At 51.0% G+C, this 23714-nt stretch carries 18 protein-coding genes; 16 read left to right on the top strand and 2 right to left on the bottom strand.

Translation table 11 applies throughout. From position 1 onward, the window contains the following. Positions 1 to 173: 173 nt before the first annotated feature. The 4 genes from FC43_RS02435 to FC43_RS02420 all read left to right on the top strand — a co-directional run bounded on the left by FC43_RS02435 (position 174) and on the right by FC43_RS02420 (position 9392). Positions 174 to 785 (top strand): hypothetical protein, encoded by a 612-nt coding sequence (locus FC43_RS02435; protein WP_056953810.1) that lies wholly within the window; start codon positions 174 to 176, stop codon positions 783 to 785. 500 nt (positions 786 to 1285) lie between these two features. Beyond that, positions 1286 to 5104: a mucin-binding protein gene (locus tag FC43_RS02430; protein ID WP_056953808.1), complete on the top strand. Its 3819-nt coding sequence runs from the start codon at positions 1286 to 1288 to the stop codon at positions 5102 to 5104. Positions 5105 to 5857: 753 nt separating this feature from the next. Then, entirely contained in the window at positions 5858 to 8638 is a 2781-nt protein-coding gene (locus tag FC43_RS02425) for an SEC10/PgrA surface exclusion domain-containing protein (RefSeq protein WP_056953806.1), read from the top strand. A gap of 442 nt (positions 8639 to 9080) precedes the next feature. Then, a complete protein-coding gene (locus FC43_RS02420) occupies positions 9081 to 9392 on the top strand; it encodes a nucleotide pyrophosphohydrolase (protein WP_056953812.1) in 312 nt (103 codons plus the stop codon). Positions 9393 to 9440: 48 nt separating this feature from the next. Here the strand turns inward: FC43_RS02420 and FC43_RS02415 are convergent, their stop codons facing one another. Next, on the bottom strand, positions 9441 to 10754 hold the full coding sequence (locus FC43_RS02415) for an MFS transporter (protein WP_056953804.1): 1314 nt from the start codon (positions 10752 to 10754) through the stop codon (positions 9441 to 9443). A gap of 295 nt (positions 10755 to 11049) precedes the next feature. Further along, entirely contained in the window at positions 11050 to 12468 is a 1419-nt protein-coding gene (locus FC43_RS02410) for a PTS transporter subunit IIC (protein WP_056953803.1), read from the bottom strand. A gap of 170 nt (positions 12469 to 12638) precedes the next feature. On the opposite strand from FC43_RS02410, the gene FC43_RS11340 reads away from it, so the two are divergent. The 12 genes from FC43_RS11340 to FC43_RS02360 all read left to right on the top strand — a co-directional run bounded on the left by FC43_RS11340 (position 12639) and on the right by FC43_RS02360 (position 23411). Further along, positions 12639 to 13085 (top strand): SDR family NAD(P)-dependent oxidoreductase, encoded by a 447-nt coding sequence (locus tag FC43_RS11340; protein ID WP_235807570.1) that lies wholly within the window; start codon positions 12639 to 12641, stop codon positions 13083 to 13085. Between the two features lie 16 nt (positions 13086 to 13101). Then, the gene (locus tag FC43_RS11335) at positions 13102 to 13383 is read left to right on the top strand and encodes an SDR family oxidoreductase (RefSeq protein ID WP_235807569.1); all 282 of its coding nucleotides are present in this window, start codon (positions 13102 to 13104) and stop codon (positions 13381 to 13383) included. 199 nt (positions 13384 to 13582) lie between these two features. Next, on the top strand, positions 13583 to 14032 hold the full coding sequence (locus FC43_RS02400) for a hypothetical protein (protein WP_156648230.1): 450 nt from the start codon (positions 13583 to 13585) through the stop codon (positions 14030 to 14032). Next, on the top strand, positions 14029 to 14205 hold the full coding sequence (locus FC43_RS10995; protein ID WP_156648229.1) for a hypothetical protein: 177 nt from the start codon (positions 14029 to 14031) through the stop codon (positions 14203 to 14205). The genes FC43_RS02400 and FC43_RS10995 overlap by 4 nt, the downstream gene beginning before the upstream one ends. Before the next feature lie 201 nt (positions 14206 to 14406). Continuing rightward, positions 14407 to 16011 (top strand): xylulokinase, encoded by a 1605-nt coding sequence (locus FC43_RS02395; RefSeq protein WP_056953799.1) that lies wholly within the window; start codon positions 14407 to 14409, stop codon positions 16009 to 16011. A gap of 14 nt (positions 16012 to 16025) precedes the next feature. After that, the gene (locus FC43_RS02390) at positions 16026 to 16754 is read left to right on the top strand and encodes an L-ribulose-5-phosphate 4-epimerase (protein WP_056953797.1); all 729 of its coding nucleotides are present in this window, start codon (positions 16026 to 16028) and stop codon (positions 16752 to 16754) included. A gap of 165 nt (positions 16755 to 16919) precedes the next feature. Then, complete coding sequence (locus tag FC43_RS02385; protein ID WP_056953795.1) at positions 16920 to 18002, top strand: GntR family transcriptional regulator; 1083 nt, start codon at positions 16920 to 16922, stop codon at positions 18000 to 18002. 150 nt (positions 18003 to 18152) lie between these two features. Further along, positions 18153 to 19538: a sugar porter family MFS transporter gene (locus FC43_RS02380; RefSeq protein WP_056953793.1), complete on the top strand. Its 1386-nt coding sequence runs from the start codon at positions 18153 to 18155 to the stop codon at positions 19536 to 19538. A gap of 142 nt (positions 19539 to 19680) precedes the next feature. Then, a complete protein-coding gene (gene araA / locus FC43_RS02375) occupies positions 19681 to 21102 on the top strand; it encodes an L-arabinose isomerase (RefSeq protein ID WP_019206559.1) in 1422 nt (473 codons plus the stop codon). Between the two features lie 224 nt (positions 21103 to 21326). Continuing rightward, positions 21327 to 21554: a hypothetical protein gene (locus FC43_RS02370; RefSeq protein WP_156648228.1), complete on the top strand. Its 228-nt coding sequence runs from the start codon at positions 21327 to 21329 to the stop codon at positions 21552 to 21554. Further along, positions 21551 to 21739 carry a hypothetical protein gene (locus FC43_RS02365; protein WP_056953789.1) on the top strand — a complete coding sequence of 63 codons (189 nt, stop codon included), beginning with the start codon at positions 21551 to 21553 and terminating at the stop codon, positions 21737 to 21739. The genes FC43_RS02370 and FC43_RS02365 overlap by 4 nt, the downstream gene beginning before the upstream one ends. Positions 21740 to 22049: 310 nt before the next feature. After that, positions 22050 to 23411, top strand: a complete 1362-nt coding sequence (locus tag FC43_RS02360; RefSeq protein ID WP_056953786.1) for a DHA2 family efflux MFS transporter permease subunit — start codon at positions 22050 to 22052, stop codon at positions 23409 to 23411. The last annotated feature ends 303 nt before the right edge of the window (positions 23412 to 23714 follow it).

Below are 23714 nucleotides of genomic sequence, written 5' to 3'. Positions count from 1 at the left end.
TAAGACTAGCAATTTTTCATTTTTTCAGACTGTCAACTTGACAGGGTACAGTACCGGCGACGGCTACGTCAGTTGCGGCGGCCGTTGTAACGACGGGGGCCGCGGTTAATGCGACCACGGCTCACGCTGACGATGCCACAACCGGCGCCCCGGCTTCAACTGCTTCAGCAACGGTGCAAACGCCAACCGTCAAGGCTGAAAATACGGCTAGTACGGCGGTAACTTCTTTAGCTGATGTAACGCAACAGGCGAATAATGCCAAGCAAGCCCTTGATGCGGCGCAAGCGGACAATGACGCCGCGCAAGGGGCACTAGCCAACCAGCAAAATGAAGTGGCCAAGGATGCGGCGGCAGTCCAAGCTGGGGAAAAGGCGGTAGCCAAGGCGCAAACCGACCTGCAAAACGCTACTAGTGAAAATATTGCGGCAGCTAAGCAGGCAGTTACGGACCAAGAGCAAGTGGTTAGTGCCGCCCAGGAAAAGGTAGCCACCGCCCAAAAGGACGTTGAAACGACCAAGCAGGCAGCAGAGCAAGCCAATCAAGCCGTGAATGACGCGCAAGCTAAGGTTGACGCCGCGCAAGCAACGTTAGCGGCGAAGGCAGCGCAAGTCGCGGCCTTAAAGCGGGTTGAAGCCCAGGCCGCGGCAATGAAGCACCAAGCGCACCAAGCTGCTTTGCCACAAACGGGTGAAGCTACCCCGGCGGTTGGTTGGATGTCCGCCCTGGGCTTGGCAATGGTTTCCATGCTGACCGGGACCAGTTTACTAAAGAAGTGTCACAACTAGGTTAATTAAATTTGTTCACCATTGCTTTTCACTAATTAACAATTCAAGATTTCCCAAGCCCCCACTGAGCCTTGTCTTGGTGGGGGTTTTTGGTGTTTATTAAGCATTTTCTTACTAAAGTTGAGGATTTAGCGGGTGGAATTTGCACCATTAAGCAGAAAGATTGTTAGGAAGTGGGGCATTGCTGACGAAAAGTCAATAACAATTCAAAATAAAATAGATTTAAAAGTATTTATATTTTTATTGGAATATGAAGTAAAATAGAAGAAAAATGAAACGATAAAAGAAAAAAGTAGCGATACCGAGCAAAAAATGGCAGTTGGGTCATAAGACAAATTTGGTAAAACGGTTGATTTTTAAAAGATGAGTAGCTAGAATCAAAACTGCTGATTTTTTGAATATAAAAAATAATTTCCATCGGTCTGACGAAGCGAAGGGTTATCACCCTCTTAATTGTTTATCTGGAAATTAAAAAAGAGAGAGGAATATTTCATAAAGTTATGGTTAGCCGGAAAAACACATTCTTAAAAATGCGCAAAACTGCCAAAAAAGTCAATCGATTCACAATTAAGAAAACTAGTCTTGGGGTTGCTTCAGTTGCTGTCGCCAGTCTCTTATATTGGAATGGCTTGGCAATTCATGCTCAAGCTGCCGAAGCAACCAGTGTTGACGCAACGGTTTTAAATCACGCAGAAAGTCAATCGGATGACAAAAGCCAAGTTACTTTACGCCCAGTTGCTTCTACGAGCCAGACCCCGACGCAGACGACTTTAAACGAAGCGACGACCGCAGCTGACCGGGCGGCATTAGTTAACGCCCGCCAAGCATTGCTTGATGCAATCAAAGCAGCTCAGGCCAGTGGGATTACGGTTGAGCAAGCGACTCCGCAGGTGACGGTTGCAGATCAAGCCACGAAAGACTGGGTAACCGCCACAACAACAGACTATCAAACGCAAGCGGCTGCCTTGCAGGAGCAGCTTGAAAACACGCAGGCAGCCTTGGCAAAGTGGGAGCAAGAACGGCAAGCGCAAGCAGAAAAATTTAATCCCAATCAAGCAATTGAAGCTACGGACAAAGCATACGTAGAAAACAGCTTTGAATACCATAATGATGCTGAAGCGGTTCAAGCTGCCTATGTCAAAGTAGTTGACGGTCAGGAAGTTGAACAACCAATTCCGTTGACGGATGCTAACTTCAATGTTTTGGCAGACCAAAGTGGCAAGCCGCGTTATTTTATGGAAAATAATCCCGTCCGCTTGCAGGTAAATGATGTTACTGCTGATACCAAGTTGCGAATTAAGTGGACGAAAGTTTTAACTGACGCGAACACAAAGCGTTCTTACGATATGGTGATTGAATTATCTGACCCAATCATCGATCAACGCTTTGCGGGGGTGAATACCAAAGGGTTTTATGAAATTTTTCGAGATCCAGCTAATGGGATCGTCTTTGATCGGATTACGGCTTTAAAATTGACGAAGTACCTAGTTGAAACGGGAACGGATAAGGTTTACGAAGGGGAAGATTACTTTACCCAAGATACCTTGAATCGCCAAGTGCCAATTGATGGCTTGGATGCCTTGAAAGCGCGGGCGGAATTTGTGAAGCCAATTGATGGCAGTTTGGCGGCGTTTATTCCGAGTGGTTCGCAGATTATTCCGACCCCGCAAGACATTAGCCAGGGGAATTCTGGAGCAAAGCAATTAATTGAAAAAATTAATGCGACCCGACCTGTTGATCAGCAACTGAGTGAGACAGTGTACTATTCAAAAGGTTTTGATAAGTATATTGCCAATGCCGAAGCAATTGTTTTCTTAACGCAAGGTAAGGCTAGCTTTATCTTAGGGGTGGTAAACCCGAATACACAAGGTGATCCAGATGATATTCAAACTGCCAATCCTGCGGATCCAGACCACCCGAATATGGTTTGGAAAGATTATACGCAGATTGGTTTTGGGATTTTAGATAAGTCAAAATTTGTGAGCTATGATAAGCCAACCTTGACGTATCATGAAGACCTGCTTCAGACGAGTGAAAAAGTAACTGCCAGCCGGCAGATCAACTATCAGTATGAAGGACTTAAAGCAAATGAACCGACTTTGCCGCCATCAGTAACGCAAGAAGCTGATTTTACGCGAACGGTGACAATTGATTATGCCCGGGTGTTGCAAGGCGACCCGGGGGTAGCAGCAACCCCATGGCAAACGGCAGTCGCGAGTCTACCAGCACAAAAGGTTCCAGTGATCGATGGTTATCATGCGGATCAAAAACAAGTGGCGGAAATGGCAACAAGCGTGGTAAAGATCAATGATGCTGGTCAAGTTAGTGGCCTTTCAAATGTAACGGTCACGTACCGACCAAATGGGAAGATCATCCCGATTAATGAAAACGGGAGTGAGATTCCAAACGTTAAACAGCCACAATACACTACTGATCCAGGTGATCCAACCAAGGTCACTCCGGACCAACCAGTGCCAGACGTGCCGGGCTACGTACCAAGTACCGAGACGGTCACACCAAGTGATCCAAATCAGAATACAAAAGTGATCTACGTGAAGAAGGAGGCCGGCTTTACGGTCCGGTATCTAGATCGAGACCGGGGCGACGCCGAAATTACCAGTCAAAGCGTCAGCGGGAAGTACGGCGATAAGATTACGTACAATACGGCCGACGAATTAAAAGCGTTGAGTGACCAAGGTTACGTCCTGGTTGACGATGGCTACACCAGCAACGTTGGTGGCGAACTGGGCGATGGCAACAACGGCAAGACCTACGATGTGATCGTCAAGCACGGAACACAAACAGTCACGCCAGAGGACCCACAAGAACCTGGGACGCCAATCAACCCGAACGACCCCGATGGGCCAAAGTGGCCAACGGAAGTTGGCGACGTCCAACGGACGGCCACTCAAACGGTGCACTACCAAGGGGCTGGAAAGGATACGCCAGCTGACCGGACCCAAACGGCTGAAAACGTCTTTACCCGGACGGTGACGGTTGACAAGGTCACGGGGAAAGTGACGAGCACGACGGCGTGGACGCCAACGGATCACACCTTTGGGGCAGAAACGACGCCAGTAGTTAAAGGCTACACGGCTGACAAAGCCACTGCCGGGGCTCAGACGGCCACACCGGACGAACTGAACGTAACGGATACGGTAACGTACCGGCCAAACGGGAAGATCGTGCCGGTGGACCCAGACGGTCACGAGCTACCGGGGGTTGATCAATCAAGTTACCCAACGGATCCAAAGGATCCAACCAAGGTAACGCCGGATCAACCAGCGCCAAATGTACCAGGTTACGTGCCGAGTGAAGAGACAGTCACGCCAAAAGATCCAACGCAGGATACAAAAGTGACCTACGTGAAGAAGGATGCCAACTTTACGGTGCGGTACCTGGATCAAGACAATGGCAACGAACCGATCACGAGCGACAAGGTCGACGGGAAGTACGGCGACAAGGTAACGTACAGTACGGCCGACGAACTGAAAACGTTGAGTGACCAAGGTTACGTCCTGGTTGACGATGGTTACACCAAGCAAGTTGGTGGTGAACTAGGCGATGGCAACAACGGCAAGACCTACAACGTGATCGTCAAGCACGGAACACAAACAGTCACGCCAGAAAAACCCCAAGAACCCGGGACGCCAATCAACCCAAACGATCCGGAGGGACCAAAGTGGCCAGCAGAAGTTGGTGATGTCCAACGGACACTAACCCAAACGGTGCATTATCAAGGGGCAGGGGTTGAAACGCCAGCTGATAAAGTTCAGTCAGTAACGTTTGCAAGAAAAATGGTAGTTGATAAAGTTACGGGAGAAGTACGGGCAGATTCGTGGTCGCCGGAAGTATTTGTTTTTAGCAGTGAATCCACACCAAAGATCGCGGGTTATCGTGCGGATCGTGAAGAAGCAGGGGGCAAAATAGTTACGCCACTGGCGCTGAGCTACCGCGAAGTAGTTAGCTACACACCAATGGCAGCCAATACTTCAATAACTCCTAAAGATCCAGCAAATAGGGTGGTTCCGACAGTTCAACCATTAAAGCCGGAAGCACCAGTAGATTCGGCGAATGATAATCCACTGACGTCGGAACTGATTACTCCAGGGGTGTTGAGTACGGATAGCAAAGAAGGTCCAACACGATTCGGAAAGGCTAACGCAGCCACCCCGAAGGAGAACGGTGACACAAAGCAGGTAAAGCCACACCAATTGCCGCAAACGGGGGCAAAGTCAGCAGTCCTGCTTAACTTATTAGGAACATTAACGTTATTAGGCGGTTGGTTCAATCGCCCACGTCGTGAAAATAAACGTTAGTTAAATCATGCTACCAGGCAGATTGAGAGTAAAAGTGCTAGAAACTACGTTGGTGAAAGCGTTGCTTCCTAGCGCTTTTTGTTGTTGCTGTTTAAATTATCGTTTTACTAGTTGCCAGGTTTGGTTGTCATTGGATAAATACGGACGAACGTTTTTAATGGTCCTTGGTTGTGTAACCGATATGCAAGGTTAAAAAGTATTCTTATCGTTAATTTTAATGACGATAAGTCTATTTTTTATATTTTGACCAGGACAAAAATCGGTTGGTGTCGCATGATAAATAAATCTCTTTTCGGTTATCTGCCGAAAAGTCAGTCGTAGCAAGGGTTTCGACTAACGAGCAATCAATTTGACCACGCAAGGACGAAATTGTTCGTTAGATTTAATTTTTATATGAAATAAAAATTATATAATACAAAAATTAAGGGAAAAATTTCCGACTTATTATTTTTTTGGTTTAACGGCCGTTATTTAAGGGTGAAGCGTTTTCGCATCAAGAATGGTTGTCACCTGACAATGCCGATTATTGTTGATTTGGCAACCATTGGCGCGTTTAATCACCAGAAAATTAAAAAATCATGAGGTGAAAAAACATCTTATCACCTTTAAATTCATGAAAGGCGCTTTCATGTCACGTGAAAACCGAAAAATATTCTTTTTGCATAATGATCAGTCTGAAAATGAAATATTCATGAGTAAACTCGAACCGTAAACAAGTTTTGGATTTCAATATACGACTAAGGAGTGAACATCATGAAGAAGACAGTAAAGAATTTCGCGGCGGCAACAGCTTTGGCGGCAGCGGTGACTGCCGGTGTAGCAGTCAACCAAACGGAAGCGCAAGCTGATAGCCTCACCCCCCTTTCAGCAAGCCAAGCTGCTCCAGTCCAATCAGTTGAAAGCACCCAAGCAACGGTGAACCAGGCCAGTGATGCGGTTGTCAACACCCAAGCAACCCTGACCAGTGCCCAAAGTTATTACGCTCAAGCAGCCAGTGATTACGCGACCCAAGCGGCAGTCGTCGCCAATGCGTCGGCAGTCGTGGCCAACCAAGCCAGTGCCGTGGCCGCGATGCAAAGTGCCGCGGCCACGACGAGTGCTAACCGGGCCGCGTTAAACGAAGCCCTGCGCCAACAAGCCGGCACTGTCGCCGCCACGCAAGCAGCCTTAACGGTTAAAGAAGCGGCAGCTAACACGGCCCAAGCCCAACTTAACACGGCTCTAGCGGCGACCCAAACGGTGCAAGCCCAAGTCGCTACCGCTAGTGCCAACGTGGCGAAGCTGCAAGCGGCCTTGGACGATCCGGCCTTGGCTGCCGCCCAAGCTAAGCTGACGGCAACCACGCAAGCGCAAACGGCAGCGGCCGCAACCTTGTCCAACGCGCAAACTGACTTAGCCCACGCTGATGCGGCGGTAGCCGACGCCCAAAGTGACGTTCAAGCGGCGACCCAAACGGTCAAGACGACAACGGCGGCCCAACAAGAGGCACAAACCGCCCAACGCCAAGCGGCCGCAGCGGTCAAGACCGCCCAAGCGCAATTGAACGCGGCCCAAGTCGCTTACCACCAAGCCCAAACTGCCGTGGCGAAGGCCCAAGCCGTGGATAATGCCAACCAAATCGTTCTGCCGAAGGGTTACGCCCAAGCTTTGAAGGACTTTATGGCTGGGAAGCTTTCCGCGCAACAAGTGCAAGTGATTGCGCTGGCTGGAAATGGCAATTGGGATAGCGTCAAGGTTAACAAGTTTGTCCACAACGCGGCCGACCAAGCCACGGTGATCGACAACGTCTTTAACATGAGCGTGGCAACGCGGACGGAATTGACCAAGTGGACGGCCAACCTGTTGAACCAAATTCGCCACGCGATGGGGACGACGCCACTGGTCGTTAGTGAAGGCTCCGTGGCTTACGCCCAGGCCGTGGCGGCACAATACGATGCCGATGGCTTTAACAACTACGCGGAACCGGGCCACGATACCAGTGCGCTCTACAAGATCGGTGATCAATTCAATACCTTCTGGGAAGAAGACGAAAGTATCAACATCGTGTGGAACCAAATGGCCCGCAATAATTTGCCGGGTTGGCAAACGGTCAAGACCACCGTTACCTTGGATGCAATCAAGGAAAACATCTACAAGGGCCTGGTCGGGATGCTCTTTAACGATTTGGATTCCAACTGGGGCCACAGTGAATCCTTAACCGGTTTGATCAACGCCAAATTGATTACGGGTGACCACCAACAAGCCTTAGGGGTCAGCGTGGGCCACGATGGTTGGCTCCACTTTAACCTCGGGACGACCACGGTTTACGGCAAGACCAATGTATTAGGGCAAAAGCTGCTGGACTTGACGGTGACTGGGCACGCGACGGCGGCGCAATTAGCAGCCTTGCAAGCCGCGCAAGCCAACCTGGCTACCGCCAAGGCCAACTATCAAACGGCCCAAACTAAGTTGACTCAAGCAACGGCCCAAGTGAAGGCTACGCAAGTCCAAGCCGCCCAACAAGCCTTACAAACGGCCCGGGCGAACCTGAATCAAGCCCAAGCCAAGGTCAAAGTGGCCCGAGCGGCAGTGAAGACCGCCCAAGCTCAATTAGCGCAAGCCAAGGCGGCGGTCCAAGCGGCTCAAGCTAAGGTTGACCAATTGCTGGCGGGGCACGCGACGCAAGCAGCGGCCTTACAAGCGGCCCAAGCAACGTTAGCTCAAGCCCAAGCCAACTTAGCGACGCAACAAGCCGCGCAAGCCAAGGCGCAAGCGAAGTTTAACGCCAGTCAAGCCGCGGTCAAGACGGCCCAAGCGGTAGTCAGTGCGGCGCAAACGAAGCTGGCGGCCTTAAAGGCCATCCTGGCTAGTCAACAAGGGGCACCGGTTGATCTGACGGTGGCGCAAGCTGACCTGGCGGTGGCCGAACAAAAGCTGGCGACAGCGACGGCCCAATTACAACTGTTGAAGGCCGCCGTGGATGCTAAGGCCGCGGTAGTTGACCAAGCCCAAGCGGCAGCCGAGGCAGCGACTGCGAAGTTAGCTAAGGCCCAAACGAAGTTAATGAACGTGAAGGCCCAAGTTGAAGAACCAGCTGTCCAACCGATTGTGATTACGGTTGCCCCTGGCAAGACCGCCCTGCTGATGTTAAAGGCGGTGGCTGAACAACCAGCGCCAGCCTTGCCGGCAACGTTGCCAGCCCTGGCACCGGTCGCAAAGACGGTTGCTCCAGTTGTAACCCCAGTGGCGCCAGTGGTGATCCCAATGACCACGGCAGCCGCCCAAGCGATCGTTGAAGCCGCCGTGGCGCCAGTCGCGGCCATCAGCCAGGTCCAACCTGCTGTGTCTCACGTAGCTACAGCGGTGCAAGATACGGTCGCACCGGTGGTTCAAGCGGCGGCCACGAACGTAAAGGCCAAAGTCAGTGAAGTCGCGGCCACGCCGGCGACGGCGCAACAAACGCACGCCAACACCCAAGCTGGCTTGCTGGCTAGTCTGGGACTGTTGCTGACGACTGCTTTGACCGGGGCCGGCTTGGCCTTCAAGCGGCACTAAGAAAAAAGAGAGTGGGAAATAATCTCCTCGGCAAGCCGGATGGATAAGCTAGGACGAAGGTTGACACGGTACGCGTCGTTCTTCGTTCGTACTTATCCACTAGGCTTGTGGTTATTTACCAAGTGATCTGTGTAATATTCGAAAACCAACAGAGGCTGGGAGAAAACACGGTTTTCTCTCACCCTCGGGTGAGAACCCCCATGGGCGAGGAAGAACCTGGTCGTCCTTAATGGCAGTGAGCTTGCTTATCTGCCTAAACGTCTGGGAATTTGTGTCCCAGAGGTCTGTCGGGGTGATAAGGCCGTTCTCGACCCAAGTTCGTCAAGGGGTTAATTGACGAGACTTAGTCGTATATTCCAAAACCAGAAGCCTCCGGTGCCTGATGCGCCGGGGGCTTTTGGTTTATAATGGAAGAAAAATGACAAGGATGGCGGTGAACAAAATGGATTACCAAGCAGCGTTAACAATTTTGCGCAACTTTCGCGCCGCGCGGGGCTGGGATGATTATCATAACCTCAAGGATTTAGCCCTGTCGGTTAATTTGGAGGCCAGCGAGGTCTTAGAAATCTTTCAGTGGAAGCCCGAAGGCCAAGTTCTGACGGATGCAGAAACGGCGCATTTAAAAGAAGAAATTGCCGATACCTTGATCTACCTTTTTTACATGTGTGACCAACTGGGGATGGACCCGTATGAAGAGATCGCGAAGAAGATGAAGATCAATGAAGGTCGTCACTGGAAAGAAGATCAAAATTAAACCCGAACGCCGCTGGCTCCTTGCTTGATGGAGCCAGCGGCGTTTAAATTAGGCTTCGGTTGTAAATTGGGAGCGGTGGCCCTTTAATAGGAAAAGGTACGCGCACAGGGAGATGAAGGCCGCCGCCGAAACGTACCAGAAGAAGAGGCTTTCGTGGTGGAGGCTCCGCAACCACAGGGCCACGTAGTTAACGGTGCCGCCAAAGAGGGCCACGGTCAGCCCGTACGGCAAGCCAACCCCCAGAGCCCGGATTTCACTCGGGAAGAGTTCGGCTTTTACGATGGCATTAATTGAGGTGTAGCCCGAGACAACAATTAGGGCGACCACCATTAACCCAAAGGCTTGCTTGCCGGTGGTGGCGTGGCCTAGCAGGGTAAAGAGCGGGACCGTTCCCAACGTGGCCCCCAAACCAAAGAAAATCAAGAGCGGGCGCCGGCCGATCCGGTCGGATAATGCCCCAAAGAGGGGTTGGAGCAGGATCATGACCAAGAGGGCGGCTAAGTTGATCAAGGCGACCTTTTCCTTGGCCAAGCCGACTGAGTTAATCATGAATTGTTGCAGGTAGGTCGTAAAGGTGTAAAAACAAATCGTCCCGCCCAAGGTCATCATCACGACGATTACGACTTGCTTGGGGTAGCGAAGTAAGAGTCGCAGCGTGCCGGCGTTGGCCTGGTGTTGGTTGCGGCGGGTAAATTGGTCGGATTCTTCCATCGACAGCCGCAACCAGAGGACGACCAGCGCCCCGACGGCCCCGATCGCAAAGGGAATCCGCCAACCAAAGGTGGTGAGTTGGGCGTTGGTGTAAAGCTTTTGCAGGACAATTTGCACCAGCAGGGCCAACAATTGCCCGGCAATCAGGGTGACGTATTGAAAAGAGGCGTAAAAGCCGCGCCGGTGGGGACTGGCCATTTCCGACAGGTAGGTAGCCGAGGTGCCGTATTCTCCACCGAGCGAAAGACCTTGGAGCAAGCGGGTGCCGATTAAGATGAGAGGTGACCAGATCCCAATCGTGGCGTAAGTCGGGACGAGAGCGATGATCAATGAGCCGGCTGCCATGATCAGGACCGAAACGGTCAAGGCGGTCCGCCGCCCGTGGCGATCCGCCAAGCGCCCCATGACCAGGGAACCGAGCGGGCGCATAAAGAAGCCGATCGCAAAGACGCCCGCGGAGGCTAAGAGCTGGGCGGTTTGGTTGCCGGCGGGGAAGAAGGCCCCGGAGAAATAGATGGCAAAGGACGCGTAGACGTACCAATCAAACCATTCAATCAGGTTACCCAAAGAACCCTTTAAGACATTGCTGGCGATTTGTTTTTCACTCCGGGCTGGTAAATTAAAGCCTGGGGCCGCAGTTATTTCACGCATGTAATTTCCTCCAATCCGGCGGTGAGGACACCGTTTTTAGTAAGTGGGGTTATCATAGCGAGTTTTGCGGTTTTTTAAAAGGGTTAAATGAGAATATGATGAGAAAATAAGTGCAGCCGGTCGCAGACCCCGGGTGGCATAAGTATTTAATGGGAGCGAACTTAATTATCTTTAGCTTTGATCCATCATCTAACCGTCCGGTGGGGATGTTACTTACGGATTTAAAGGATTACGTTAACTAATTTCACCAATGGAAACAAAAAGCCATCCGAAACCGGATGGCCAAGGGTTAAGGTTATTTCGCGGGTTCATTTTGGGCGGCCATCTTGCGCAGGTAGGCCCAGATTTGTGGCCGCCGGGTCCGCAAGGCGACCAGGCCGATCAGATACAAGAGCAGGCACAGGCCGATCCAGACCGGATTTTGCGAGATAAAAGCGGCGAAGATCAGGGCATTGAGTGGCCGGGCAATCAAGTTAAAGCTGGTGATTAAAACGACCCCGGTCGGCAGCGCCGTCCCGTATTGGGCAACGGCGGCGGTGTAGACATCGCCGAGCCAGCTAGCCGCGTACAGGCCTAAGGAGAACCAGACCACCCCGGTGGCCAGGATCTTCAGCAGATTGCCGCGGGTCAGGGCCACGATCGATTCAATCATGAAGGGAAGCGCGATGAGGTCCACGACCGGCAGGGCCCGGTTGCCTGGCAAAAGAAAGGCCACTCCCACCATCAAGGGGATCAGCAGCATTCCTGCCATCAGGGTGGTCGTTTCGCCGTAGCCGACCCCATCGTCAATCGCTAAAAACCAGCGCTTGGGGTCCGTTAAGTCCGTGCTGGCTTGGTCGCTGGTCTGGTGGCGCTGGTCGATTGCCGCCGCCAGCGGGGCAAAGGCGCCGGCAAAGACTTGGGTCACCAGCGGGAAGATCGTCATGATCGCGGCGAGTTGGATCGTAAATTGGGCGATCTGCCCCCAGGCGCTCAAGCTGGTTAGCCGGGTCAAGTTGCCTAAAATCCCGATCAAGAGGCCGAGCAAGGCGCCGAGGGCGGTGGGCTCGCCCAAGAGGCCGAAGCGGGCTTTGAAGCGGGCCGGAGTGACGTGGACCCGGTTAAAGCCCAGCAGGTTCCACAAGGGATCGAGCAAGAGGATTGGGACCACTTGCTCGATGTTGTGGGGCGCAGCGACGGTAGCGTTTTTGATCCCGTAAAAAGTGGACCAGGCATCGGCTTGGATTTCAGCTAACAGCAAGGTGACCAACAGTAAAAAGGTCGCCAAGCCCAAGGCGAGCCCCAAATTGTGGGTAACGGTATAGGCCATCGTCGCCCAAATCATAAAACCAAAGTTATTCCAGAGGTTGGAGGGCATAAAGACCCTGGTGATTTTAAGGGCAAAGAGGGCCAATTCCAGTAGCAGCCCGCCGATGAAGAAGGTCAAACCAACGGTGGAACCAAAGGCGGCCAGCGAGCCGGTCTGCCAACCGAGGTCGACGATGGGCAGGTGAATGCCGGTAGTTTGGACCATTTGCTTGATCAGCTTGGTCACGGCCGGGGTAAAGGCACTGATCAGCCAGCCAAAGCCGGTCAGCCCGACCCCGGCGGCCAGGGCGCTTTGCAGGGCGACTTTCAGCTTCACCCCCAGTAAGCCGGCGACCAAAAAGATCATCACCGGCACGATCACGCTGGCGCCAAAAGTGGTAAAGAAGTGATTAACCGCGTTGAGCATGATGGACATCCTTTCTACGAACCGCGCAAGTGAGCGCATAATTAAGATAATTATACGAAATGAACGGCGAAAACCGAAACAATCTGCCCACGCCAGGCGTACAATGGGAATAACCAAAACAAAGGGGAAATCACAATGACAGTGGCACTGATTACGGGGCGACCGGCGGTTTGGGTCGGGCCTTAGCCTTTGAACACGCCCAACACGGGGGCGATTTGATTTTAGTGGCCCGCAATGAAATGAAGTTGGCCAGCCTAGTGGCGGATTTGCAGCACCAGTGCCCGGCCAGCCGGGTGGCGACGGTCACCGCTGACTTTGCCAAGGGACATACAGCCGCCCAGGTCTACCAAGAAGTGCAGGGCTTTGATTGGCCGGTCGATTATTTAATCAATAACGCCGGCTTTGGCGGCCAGGGGAAATTTATTGACCGCAGTCTGGCAGCGGATTTGACGATGCTGCGGGTCAACGCCGCGGTGCCGCCGGAATTGATGAAGCTGTTCTTACCGGGGATGGTCAAGCGCGGCCGGGGGCGGGTCTTAAACGTCTCGTCATCAGCGGCCTTTTTCCCGGGGTCCGAACAGGCCGAGTACTTTGCGACCAAGGCCTACTTGACCTAACGCCTTGTGGCAAGAAATGCGGACCACGGGGGCGACGGTGACGACCTTGATGCCCGGGCCAATTGAGACCGGCTTTGCGGCGGCTGGTCATTTAATGGCCACCAAGCTCTTTGCGCCTGGAACTGGGGCCGACCCGGCCGTGATTGCCAAGGCTGGTTACGCGGGGATGTTGCAAGGTAAGCTCAATGTCGTGGCCGGGCTGCCCTGGTGGATGCAAGCCACGGCTAAGACCTACCCAATTTTGCCCAAACGCTTGGTGCTGAAGGTGGTTGAGCAACTGCAACGGGTGCAGAAGTGATGATTAAGCCGAAAGTCCGGTGGGGGAGCTTACCGGACTTTTTTGGTGGGCGCAGTTATTGCTAAACAATCTAAAAGAGTCTAAAAGTATCTAAAACTAAATTAACAATCTAAAGAAATCTAAAAAGGAGTGATCAGATTGCGAACGAACCCATTTAATCCTACGTTTGGAGATGTACCCCAAGTGTTGCGTAATTGATTTGTTGAATAACGAAACCTTGATTGACGATCTAAAGCAGCAGTTAGCGCAAGCCGCGGCCAATCCGGTTAAGAAGGGGTTGGCCAAGTTAAGTTTACTTTCAGCAGCGGGGATTACCCTTGAATTTCAAGCTCCGGGGGCCAGTGATCAAGTAGTCATTCGCCAGTTACTGGAAAAGATTAAGCAACGAGGAAAATACGTGGTTGTGGTAATTGATGAGGTCGACAATTCGACGGTGATTCGCGAGTTTGCCCAACTATTCAGTGCGATGAAACGGTTGGATCTTCCTTTGTTTGCGTTAATGACCGGGTTACCAGATTTGGTGCTAGACGTTCAAACTGCCGATCGGTTGACCTTTTTACTGCGGGCGGATAAGGTGGCCCTGTCACCTTTAAATTTAGTAGCCATGACACGGATAATCCCACTTTTGCGATGGTCAGTGAACGGATGAAGAAATCGCGCTCCTATGTATCTCAGTACCGCCGGCGGTCGTTGGCGCGCCATTTGATTGTTGCTACTGGCTATGGCAAAGTGGCCTATACCTTGCCGCAATTTAAGGAATTTATTCTGGCCACCCAAGATCCAGATACGATTTATTACCAACCAGTCGAAATTGGCGGTTAGGTGCTATTCGGCACTAAAGCCCGGTCTGATGCCTTTTTTGGGGGATCGACCGGGCTTTTTGTGTATCACGAAATGAAACCGCTTCAATAAATTTGCCATCTTGTATTGATTTGTCCGTACAAAAATCATAAAATGTAATTGTTTTAAGATGAATTAATTACAAATATCGATTTGTACGGAAGTTACGTGAGGTGAAGACAAGTGGAGCGCGAACAAATTAAGCAAGCCATCTTAGCGGGGGAAACGGCCCTCGGAATCGAGCTGGGATCGACCACGATTAAGGCGGTGCTGGTCACCAATGATTTTCAAGTCGTGGCCAGCGGGTCGTACGTGTGGGAAAACGAACTCGATCACCATATCTGGACCTACCCACTCGCTAAAGTGTGGGATGGGATCCAAACCAGCTACGCTAAGCTGGCAGCCGAAGTCAAAAGTGAATACGGCGTGGCGCTGACTAAGCTGGGGTCGGTGGGGATCAGTGCCATGATGCACGGGTACTTGGCCTTTGACCAACACGACCAATTGCTGGTGCCATTTAGGACCTGGCGCAACAACATTACCGGCGAAGCAGCCGCAAAGCTGACGGAATTGTTTGACTTTAATATTCCAGAACGCTGGAGCATTGCCCACTTGTACCAAGCGATCTTAAACCACGAAGCCCACGTCAAGGACCTGGCCTTTCTGACGACCTTGGACGGGTACGTAACCTGGCAGCTGACCGGGGAAAAGAACACCGGGATCGGCGATGCTTCCGGGATGTTCCCAATTGATGAAGCAAGCCATGACTACGATGCGAAGATGTTGGCGCAGTTTGCTAACCTGCCGGAAGTGGCGGCCTTTGATTGGCACATTAAGGACCTGTTACCAGAAGTCTTGCTGGCTGGTCAAACGGCGGGGCATTTGACGGCAGCCGGGGCCAAATTACTCGACCCAAGTGGGCAGTTGCAAGCTGGCGCCGTCTTCGCCCCATCCGAAGGGGACGCCGGCACCGGGATGGTCGCGACCAACGCGGTTCGCAAACGGACGGGGAACGTCTCAATTGGGACGTCGGCCTTCTCAATGGTGGTCTTAGACCAAGCTTTGACCCAAGTCCACCGCGACATCGACGTCGTCACGACCCCAGATGGGGCGCCAGTAGCGATGGTCCACACCAACAATTGCTCCTCAGACATTAACGCCTGGGCCAACGTCTTTAACCAGTTTGCCCGTTTGCTCGGGGTTGATCTCAAGCCGAATGAACTGTACGAAAAACTCTTTGACGCGTCCCTGCGCGGGGAACAAGACGCCGGGGGCTTGGTGAACTTTGCTTACCTGTCCGGGGAAAACATTACCCGGGTCCAAGAAGGCCGGCCAATGCTGGTCCGCAAGCCTGACAGCAACTTCTCGCTAGCCAACCTCTTTAAGGTCCAACTATACTCGGCCTTTGCCCCGCTGAAGATCGGGATGGATATTTTGCTGCGCGAAGAGCACATTAAGACCGATTCGCTGGTGGCGCAAGGGGGCCTCTTCAAGACCCCAGTCGTGGCCCAACAAGCCCTGGCCGACGCCTTAGATACCCCAATTACGGTGATGAGCAACGCCGGCCAAGGGGGCCCGTGGGGGATGGCCGTACTGGCCCTCTTTACTGCGGATAACCGTGGTAAGAGCCTGGCCGATTACCTCGACCAAGAAGTCTTTGTCGCCAGCGAAAGTGCCACGCTGATGCCGGAACCAGCCAGCGTGAAGGGTTACGAACAATTTATTGACAACTATAAGCAGGCCATGCCGGCTGAACAAGCGGCGGGCGAAGCCATGAAACTGGATTAAGGAAGGAATCAAAGATGCTCGAACAATTAAAACAAGAAGTTTACGAAGCCAACATGCAACTGCCTAAATTAGGTCTGGTGTCCTTTACCTGGGGGAACGTTTCCGGGATTGACCGGGAAAAGGGCTTGTACGTGATCAAGCCGTCCGGGGTGCCGTACGATGAATTAAAGCCGGCCGACATGGTCGTGGTGAACCTGGCCGGGGAAGTCGTCGAAGGGGACTACAATCCATCATCCGACACGCCAACCCACACCTACTTGTACAACCACTTCCCAAAGATCGGCGGGATTGTGCACACCCACTCCCCGTGGGCGGTGGCCTTTGCGGCGGCCAAGTTGGATATTCCAGCGATGAACACGACCCACGCGGACACCTTCTACACCGATATTCCGGCGGCCGATGCCCTGACGAAGGACGAAATCGAAGCCGACTACGAAGGTAACACCGGGAAGACGATCGTCAAGACTTTTGAGGAACGGGGCCTTGATTACGAAGCGACCCCGGGGACCCTGGTTTCACAACACGGACCCTTTACTTGGGGCGCCACGCCTGCCAAGGCAGTTTACAACGCGAAAGTGTTGGAAGTCGTGGCCGAAGAAGACTATCACACGATGCAAATGACGATGGGTGATTCCCACCTGCCCCAATACCTCTTGGACAAGCACTACTACCGCAAGCACGGCGCCAACGCCTACTACGGGCAAAACAACGCGCACTCCAAGGACCATGCGAAGCGGTCATAACCAGTTTGAATAAGTTAGTTGTTTAAAAGAACTTACCTGGCCAGGGGCGGGGTGAGTTCTTTTTATTAATGTTTTATTTAACGTCAGATCGGTAGCAGAAAGGCGGTTAGTTGCGTTATGATAAAAAGATCTAGAACATATCAAGCAAAATAATTGAGGAGTACTATGGCGGAGATTAAATACGAAATCGTAAAAAAAGGACTGAAAGAGGCCATTGAACGCGGTGATTACCAGGTGGGGGATAAGCTGCCAACGGAATCGGACTTAATGGCCCAGTACCAAGTCAGTCGCTATACGGTACGGCGGGCCGTTGGTGAACTGCAAAATGATCACTATGTTTATCGGATTCAAGGTGGGGGGATGTACGTTGATGATTGGCAAGACAGCGTGCAAAAACGGACGATCAATAACAAGATGATTGGGGTTGTAACCACCCACCTGGCCGATTATATTTTCCCTAGCATCATCAGCGGGATTGACCGGGCGATTTCTGCCCGGGGATATTCGTTGATTATCAGTAATACGCACAATAACCGGGAAAAAGAAGCCCAGAGCCTGCAGAAAATGTTGGACAATCAGGTGGCCGGGTTGATCATTGAGCCGACCCAAAGTGCGATGCCGGATCCCAATATTGAACTGTATCAACAAATTGAGGCGGCCAAGATCCCGACTTTATTTATCAACGCGCACTATCCGCAACTGCAAGTGCCGTTTTTGGAAACCAAGGATATGGAAGCCGAGCTGGCGATGACGGAATACCTGATTAGCCAAGGCCATCAACGAATTTTGGGGATTTTCCAAGTCGATGACATGCAAGGGACCCACCGGATGCGGGGCTTTATTAATGCTTATATGGCCCACCCGGAAATTTCGTACCTGAACAAGACGATTATGTACCAGTCCGGACAGGATATGACCAAGGTCTTGAAGCAGGTTTCAACGATTATGAGTCAACCCGAACACCCAACGGCCGTGATGTGTTACAACGATGAGTTGGCGATCCAAATTATGGACGTGATTCGTTCGTTAGGCTTGCGTATTCCAGCAGACGTCAGCGTCACTGGTTGTGATGACTTTGTCTTGGGCCGCTACATTAAGCCGCGGTTGACGACGCTGGAACACCCAAAGGAGAAGATGGGTCTCGACGCGGGGACGATGATTGTCAAAATGATTGAAGGAGAACCCGTCGAATCAATCAAATACGAGATGCCACCGCATTACAATGAATCGGTAGCGAAACGGAACTAGGGAAAGTCGTTGGTAGCAACGGCTTTTTTCTTTTGGGTAAGGGAACGTTTTAAATTTGTATGTAAATTGTATTGAATTTATTTGGTTAGTCTGTTATTATATCTGATGAAATCGCTTACGACTTATCGATACCTATTAGGACAAATTTCTATGGAGGGTAGGTCGAATATGAATAAGACTATCTCGAATAAATTTATTTACTTCTTTGGCTCCTTCGGGGGCATTCTCTTCGGTTATGACATTGGGGTGATGACCGGGGCCTTGCCATTCTTGCAAGTTGACTGGAACTTGTCGGGTAATGCTTCCATTGTCGGTTGGATCACTTCAGCCGTGATGTTTGGGGCGATCTTCGGGGGTGCCCTGGCGGGGCAATTATCTGACCACTTGGGACGGCGGAAAGTTATTCTTTACTCAGCAATTATTTTTGCCTTGGGGTCCATCCTGTCTGGGGTGGCACCACACAACGGGGCCTTATTCCTGGTGATTGTCCGGATGTTTCTGGGGTTGGCCGTTGGGGCGGCCTCAGCCCTAGTGCCCGCCTACATGTCAGAAATGGCACCAGCTAAGATGCGGGGTCGGCTGTCCGGGTTGAACCAAACGATGATTGTGTCGGGGATGCTCTTATCTTACGTCATGGACTTTGTTTTGAAGGACTTGCCAGGCACTTGGGCTTGGCGGACGATGTTGGCCTTGGCGGCCGTACCTGCGATCATCTTGTTCCTCGGGGTGCTGCGGTTGCCTGAATCACCACGGTTCTTGCTGCAAAATGGAGATGAGACAAGTGCTCGCCACGTGTTGGGGATGATTCGCTCAACGCAACAAGAAATTGATGAGGAATTAAGTCAAATCAAAGCAACGGCTAAGGAAGAAAAAGCCGCGGCGGCACATGTTAGCTATAAGATGCTGTTTAGCAAGAAGTACCGTTACCTGGTAATTGCTGGGGTCGGCGTGGCTGCCTTCCAACAATTCCAAGGGGCCAACGCGATCTTCTACTACATTCCACTGATTGTTGAAAAGGCAACCGGGAATGCGGCCAGTTCAGCCTTGATGTGGCCAATTATTCAAGGGGTCATCTTAGTGCTTGGTTCCTTGCTGTTTATCGCCATTGCTGACAAGATTAAGCGGCGGACGTTAATTATGATGGGTGGGACTGTGATGGCCCTGTCCTTCCTCTTGCCATCCTTGATTCACTACATGGTGCCAAATGTTAACCCGATGATGATCGTGGTCTTCTTGAGTATCTATGTGGCCTTTTACTCCTTTACTTGGGCGCCGTTGACCTGGGTGATTGTGGGGGAAATCTTCCCGCTGTCAATCCGGGGCCGGGCTGCTGGGCTGGCGTCATCCATGAACTGGGTTGGTTCATGGTTAGTTGGGTTAGTCTTCCCGATCATGACCAGCACGATGTCACAAGAAGCCGTCTTTGCCATCTTTGGTTTGATTTGTGTCCTGGGGGTTCTGTTCGTTAAGTTCCGGGTCCCAGAAACGCAAGGGAAGACCTTGGAAGAAATTGAAGCTCAAGGGACATCAAAATAAATCAATAACAATTTTAGAATTTGTATTGATTTATCCGGACAAATATTTTACAATGCGAATTGTAAGCGATTTAGTTTGAAAGTTGATTTGGAAAATGTGTTTATTGGCATAGGCACAGTTTTAACAAAGGGGATTATCAATCATGCGGAATGTAGATTACAAGTTTTGGTTCGTTGTCGGTAGTCAACCGCTCTACGGGCCGGAAGCACTAGAAGCTGTTGAAAAGGACGCTAAGGAAATCGTCGCTAGCTTGAACGAAAGTGGCAAGCTGGACTACCCAGTGGAATTCAAGCTGGTTGCTACGACGGCGGACAGCATTACCAAGTTCATGAAGGAAGCTAACTTCACTGATGAAGTGGCTGGGGTGATTACTTGGATGCACACCTTCTCACCAGCTAAGAACTGGATCCGCGGGACGCAATTGCTGCAAAAGCCATTGCTGCACCTGGCAACCCAATTCTTGAACAACATTCCATTCGATTCGATCGACATGGACTACATGAACTTGAACCAAAGTGCTCACGGGGACCGCGAATACGCCTACATCAATTCCCGGCTCCACATCCCAGCCGCTTCGGTTTACGGCTGGTGGGGTGACGAAAAGGTCCAAAAGGAAATTGCGGACTGGCAACACGTTGCTATTGCCTACAACGAAAGCTTCCACATCAAGATTGCCCGCTTTGGCGACACGATGCGGGACGTGGCCGTGACGGAAGGTGACAAGGTAGCTGCACAAATCAAGTTGGGCTGGACGGTTGACTACTACCCAATCAATGAATTGGTTGATGTAATCAACGGTATCTCTGAAGAAGCGATCGACGAAGCTTACGCCGACTTGGAAAAGAAGTACGATCTGGTCGAAGGCGACAACGACCACGACAAGTACGTTCACTCCGTGCGTTACCAACTGCGTGAATACCTGGGGATCAAGAAGTTCTTGGATGACAACGGCTACGATGCCTTTACTGACAACTTCCAAGACTTAAACGGCTTGGAACAATTGCCAGGTTTGGCGGTCCAATTGTTGATGATTGACGGCTACGGCTTCGGTCCAGAAGGGGACTTCAAGATGGCTGGTTTGACCCGTCTGCTCAAGATTGCTGCCGACAACAAGCAAACTGCCCTGATGGAAGACTACACGCTTGATCTGCGGGCCGGCCACGAAGCGATCATGGGCTCGCACATGCTGGAAGTCGATCCAACCTTGGCTTCCGACAAGCCACGGGTGGAAGTTCACCCACTGGGTATCGGGGGCAAGGACGACCCAGCCCGGCTCGTCTTCACGGGGGCTGAAGGTAAGGGGTACGACATTACCCTGTCCTACTTCGACGATGGCTACAAGTTCATTGGCTACCCAGTGGACTGCAAGACGCCAGAAGCTGAAATGCCGAAGCTGCCAGTGGCTAAGCAAATGTGGACGCCAGAAGTCGGCTTGGAAGAAGGGGCTAAGCAATGGATGCGTTACGGTGGGGGCCACCACACCGTCTTGACCTTAACGCTGAGCGAAGCCCAATTGAAGCAACTGGCTGACCTCTTCAAAGTTGACTTCATCAGCATCAAGTAATAACGTTACTCCTCAATGATCTGACCACGCTCTTTCTAGAATAAATGCAACCTTAATCAAGGCGCGCCGCCTTTCCGTGACTGCACATACGGAAGGGCGGCGCGTCTTTTGTTGGAAAATTTATCGCTCAGCAGGTCAAATGGAAAAGTGAATTTTCGCTTTCACGACGTATATAAGAAATAGGGGCTAAATTTAGTTCCGCAATTTTGAGGGAGACGAAAATGATGCCAGAGAATTTAACGTTGGAACGGGCGGCTTTACGAGCTGAGTGGCAGCAAAAGATGATCAAGGACGATCCGATCTTCGGGACGGTAATGACGAATCCTAATTTGTGTGCCGAGCTGTTGCGGCGGGCCTTGCCAGAATTAACGATTCAGTGGGTGAAGGACGCTGACCCCCAGCACACCATTCAAGCAACCCCGACGGCCAAGGGGATGAGGCGAGGTTTATGAAAGAACAAATAGAACGGCGCCGTGAGTTGCGCAAGAGTTGGGAAGCAGGAATTTTAGACATGGCAAAGGCGCTAGAAAAGCGGGGGATGGCGACTTCAGATATTGTCGCAACCATTGCTGATGTCCAAAATATTTCCCAAACCGAAGCTCAGAAATACTGTGATCGGCTAGTTGTTACCAGTTAATTCACGATGCGGCAAATAAAATGCGAAGGGTGCGCCCATCACTGATCTCAGTGGTGGACGCACCCTTTTTGAGTCACAAATTAGTCGTGACTAGTGGGCTCGTTAACTGGCTTTTGAGAATAGTACCATAAGCTTCAACGCTTGAAGTAAATGGCTACGATGTGCTGTTTCTTATGGTCATCACGCTACGGTGTGGTGGTTTTTTTGATGCAATTAGTTTGTTTTCGAGGCATTAAGTTGGATATGATTGCAACTGCACACGTGAAAGTTTATTATCGGGAGTGATGGTAAGCAGAAGGGAAGCGACGACGTGACAAAAAGACAACGGTTGGTATTAGGAATTATGGTTTTTGGGTGCTTCTTTGGGGTGATGTGCTCAACAATGACCGATGTAGCTTTGCCAGTTCTGATGAAGGTCTTTGGGATTTCATCAGCGCGAGTACAATGGGTCACTAATGGCTATCTGTTAGTGAACGCGTTAATGATCCCGGTTAGTGCTTATTTAATCAAGCGTTATTCGTACCGAAATCTCTTCTTGGGCTTTACAATCATCTTTGCACTCGGAACCTTGGTTGGGGCGATGGCACCGAGCTTTTGGCTCGTAGTCGTCGGGCGGATGATCCAGGCCTTGGGGGCTGGAGTAATGATGCCCTTGGTAAATGTCTTAGCGATGACCTTTGCGGATAAACATCATCGTGGTCGAGTAATGGGGCTAGTGGGACTGGCGTTCAATTTTTCACCAATTATTGGCCCGACGGTGGCCGGCTTTATCTTAGATTACTTAAGCTGGCGTTATCTATTCATCTTGTTGTTGCCGTTTACCCTTTTATCGTTGCTGTTGGCTTGGCTAGTGATGCCGCACGTGGCAAAAGTCGAACAGCAAGCTTTTAATGTGGTGGGGTTGGTAACGTGTAGTTTTGCCTTGCTCTGCATGCTGATGGGGTTATCGGATTTAGGAACCAAGCCGCTGTTCAGTTGGGCGGTGTTAGGTAATTTGCTATTGGGACTTGGGATTTGGCTAGTCTTTGTCTTAACTCAACGTCAATCGGATCACCCCTTCTTGAATTTGAACGTTTTGGCCAATTGGCAGTACGCCTTGGCAATTGGGATTAATGGATTGGTGGTGGCGACCATGTTTGGTAACACTATCCTGTTGCCTTTGCTTTTACAAGACGTAATGAAGGAGAGCGCGGTCGTTACCGGCCTGGTGATTTTACCAGGAGCTTTGTCAACAGGATTGTTGTCGCCCGTCTCAGGTCGTTTTTTTGATCGGTATCCTGCGCGGTGGCTGATTACGTATGGCATTGCTGTGGATTTATTAGGGACGGCAATGCAGGCCTTTTTGGGGGTTCACGCTGGACCGATTGAGGTGGCACTTTGGCAGTGGGTGCGGCAATTTGGGATTGTAATGATTCTGATTCCCATCCAGACACATGCCTTGTCGCAATTGTCTAAGTCGTTATTACCCGATGGAGTGGCGGTGTTTAATACCACCCGTCAGATTTTTGCTTCCTTTGGGATGGCATTGGTGGTGGCAATGGTCAATTTAACTGATCATCGTTACAGTGTTGGTACTTCGCGGGTAGGAATTCAGGTTGGATTTTTAACTTGCTTCATCCTGTTGGTAATTGCGATTATCTTGGGCCAAGGACTAAGAACTGAGCGACGATGATTGTTAGGGGACTTTTATCCGGAAGTAGTGATTTTTGACACAGGGGATATTTTTAAATATGTGCAACATGTGAGTACATTGCTTAATAATTAGGTTAAAAACGTCGAAATTAAGAGGAAATCATTAATTTACATTGTGAAAATTATTTTTTTAATTACGTATATTTTTAGATATGTCGTGTGTCAATTTTGGAGTTGGCCCCAAATAAAGTTGGCTTTTGGGTGTGTGTGAAACACTATGATTATGTAAAAAAGCGGCGAGCGGTGCTCGTCGCTTTTTGCGTGTGGCCAAAGCCTATTGTTC

The organism is Limosilactobacillus ingluviei DSM 15946, from assembly GCF_001435775.1.
Lineage (GTDB): Bacteria > Bacillota > Bacilli > Lactobacillales > Lactobacillaceae > Limosilactobacillus > Limosilactobacillus ingluviei.
This window is presented reverse-complemented; position numbering and strand designations above follow the sequence as displayed.

Coding starts and splice junctions, on each gene's coding strand:
- FC43_RS02430 (WP_056953808.1), top strand. CDS start 1,286: ATGGTTAGCCGGAAAAACACATTCTTAAAAATGCGCAAAACTGCCAAA.
- FC43_RS02425 (WP_056953806.1), top strand. CDS start 5,858: ATGAAGAAGACAGTAAAGAATTTCGCGGCGGCAACAGCTTTGGCGGCA.
- FC43_RS02420 (WP_056953812.1), top strand. CDS start 9,081: ATGGATTACCAAGCAGCGTTAACAATTTTGCGCAACTTTCGCGCCGCG.
- FC43_RS02415 (WP_056953804.1), bottom strand. CDS start 10,754: ATGCGTGAAATAACTGCGGCCCCAGGCTTTAATTTACCAGCCCGGAGT.
- FC43_RS02410 (WP_056953803.1), bottom strand. CDS start 12,468: ATGCTCAACGCGGTTAATCACTTCTTTACCACTTTTGGCGCCAGCGTG.
- FC43_RS11335 (WP_235807569.1), top strand. CDS start 13,102: ATGCGGACCACGGGGGCGACGGTGACGACCTTGATGCCCGGGCCAATT.
- FC43_RS10995 (WP_156648229.1), top strand. CDS start 14,029: ATGAAGAAATCGCGCTCCTATGTATCTCAGTACCGCCGGCGGTCGTTG.
- FC43_RS02390 (WP_056953797.1), top strand. CDS start 16,026: ATGCTCGAACAATTAAAACAAGAAGTTTACGAAGCCAACATGCAACTG.
- FC43_RS02385 (WP_056953795.1), top strand. CDS start 16,920: ATGGCGGAGATTAAATACGAAATCGTAAAAAAAGGACTGAAAGAGGCC.
- FC43_RS02380 (WP_056953793.1), top strand. CDS start 18,153: ATGGAGGGTAGGTCGAATATGAATAAGACTATCTCGAATAAATTTATT.
- araA (WP_019206559.1), top strand. CDS start 19,681: ATGCGGAATGTAGATTACAAGTTTTGGTTCGTTGTCGGTAGTCAACCG.
- FC43_RS02370 (WP_156648228.1), top strand. CDS start 21,327: ATGCCAGAGAATTTAACGTTGGAACGGGCGGCTTTACGAGCTGAGTGG.
- FC43_RS02365 (WP_056953789.1), top strand. CDS start 21,551: ATGAAAGAACAAATAGAACGGCGCCGTGAGTTGCGCAAGAGTTGGGAA.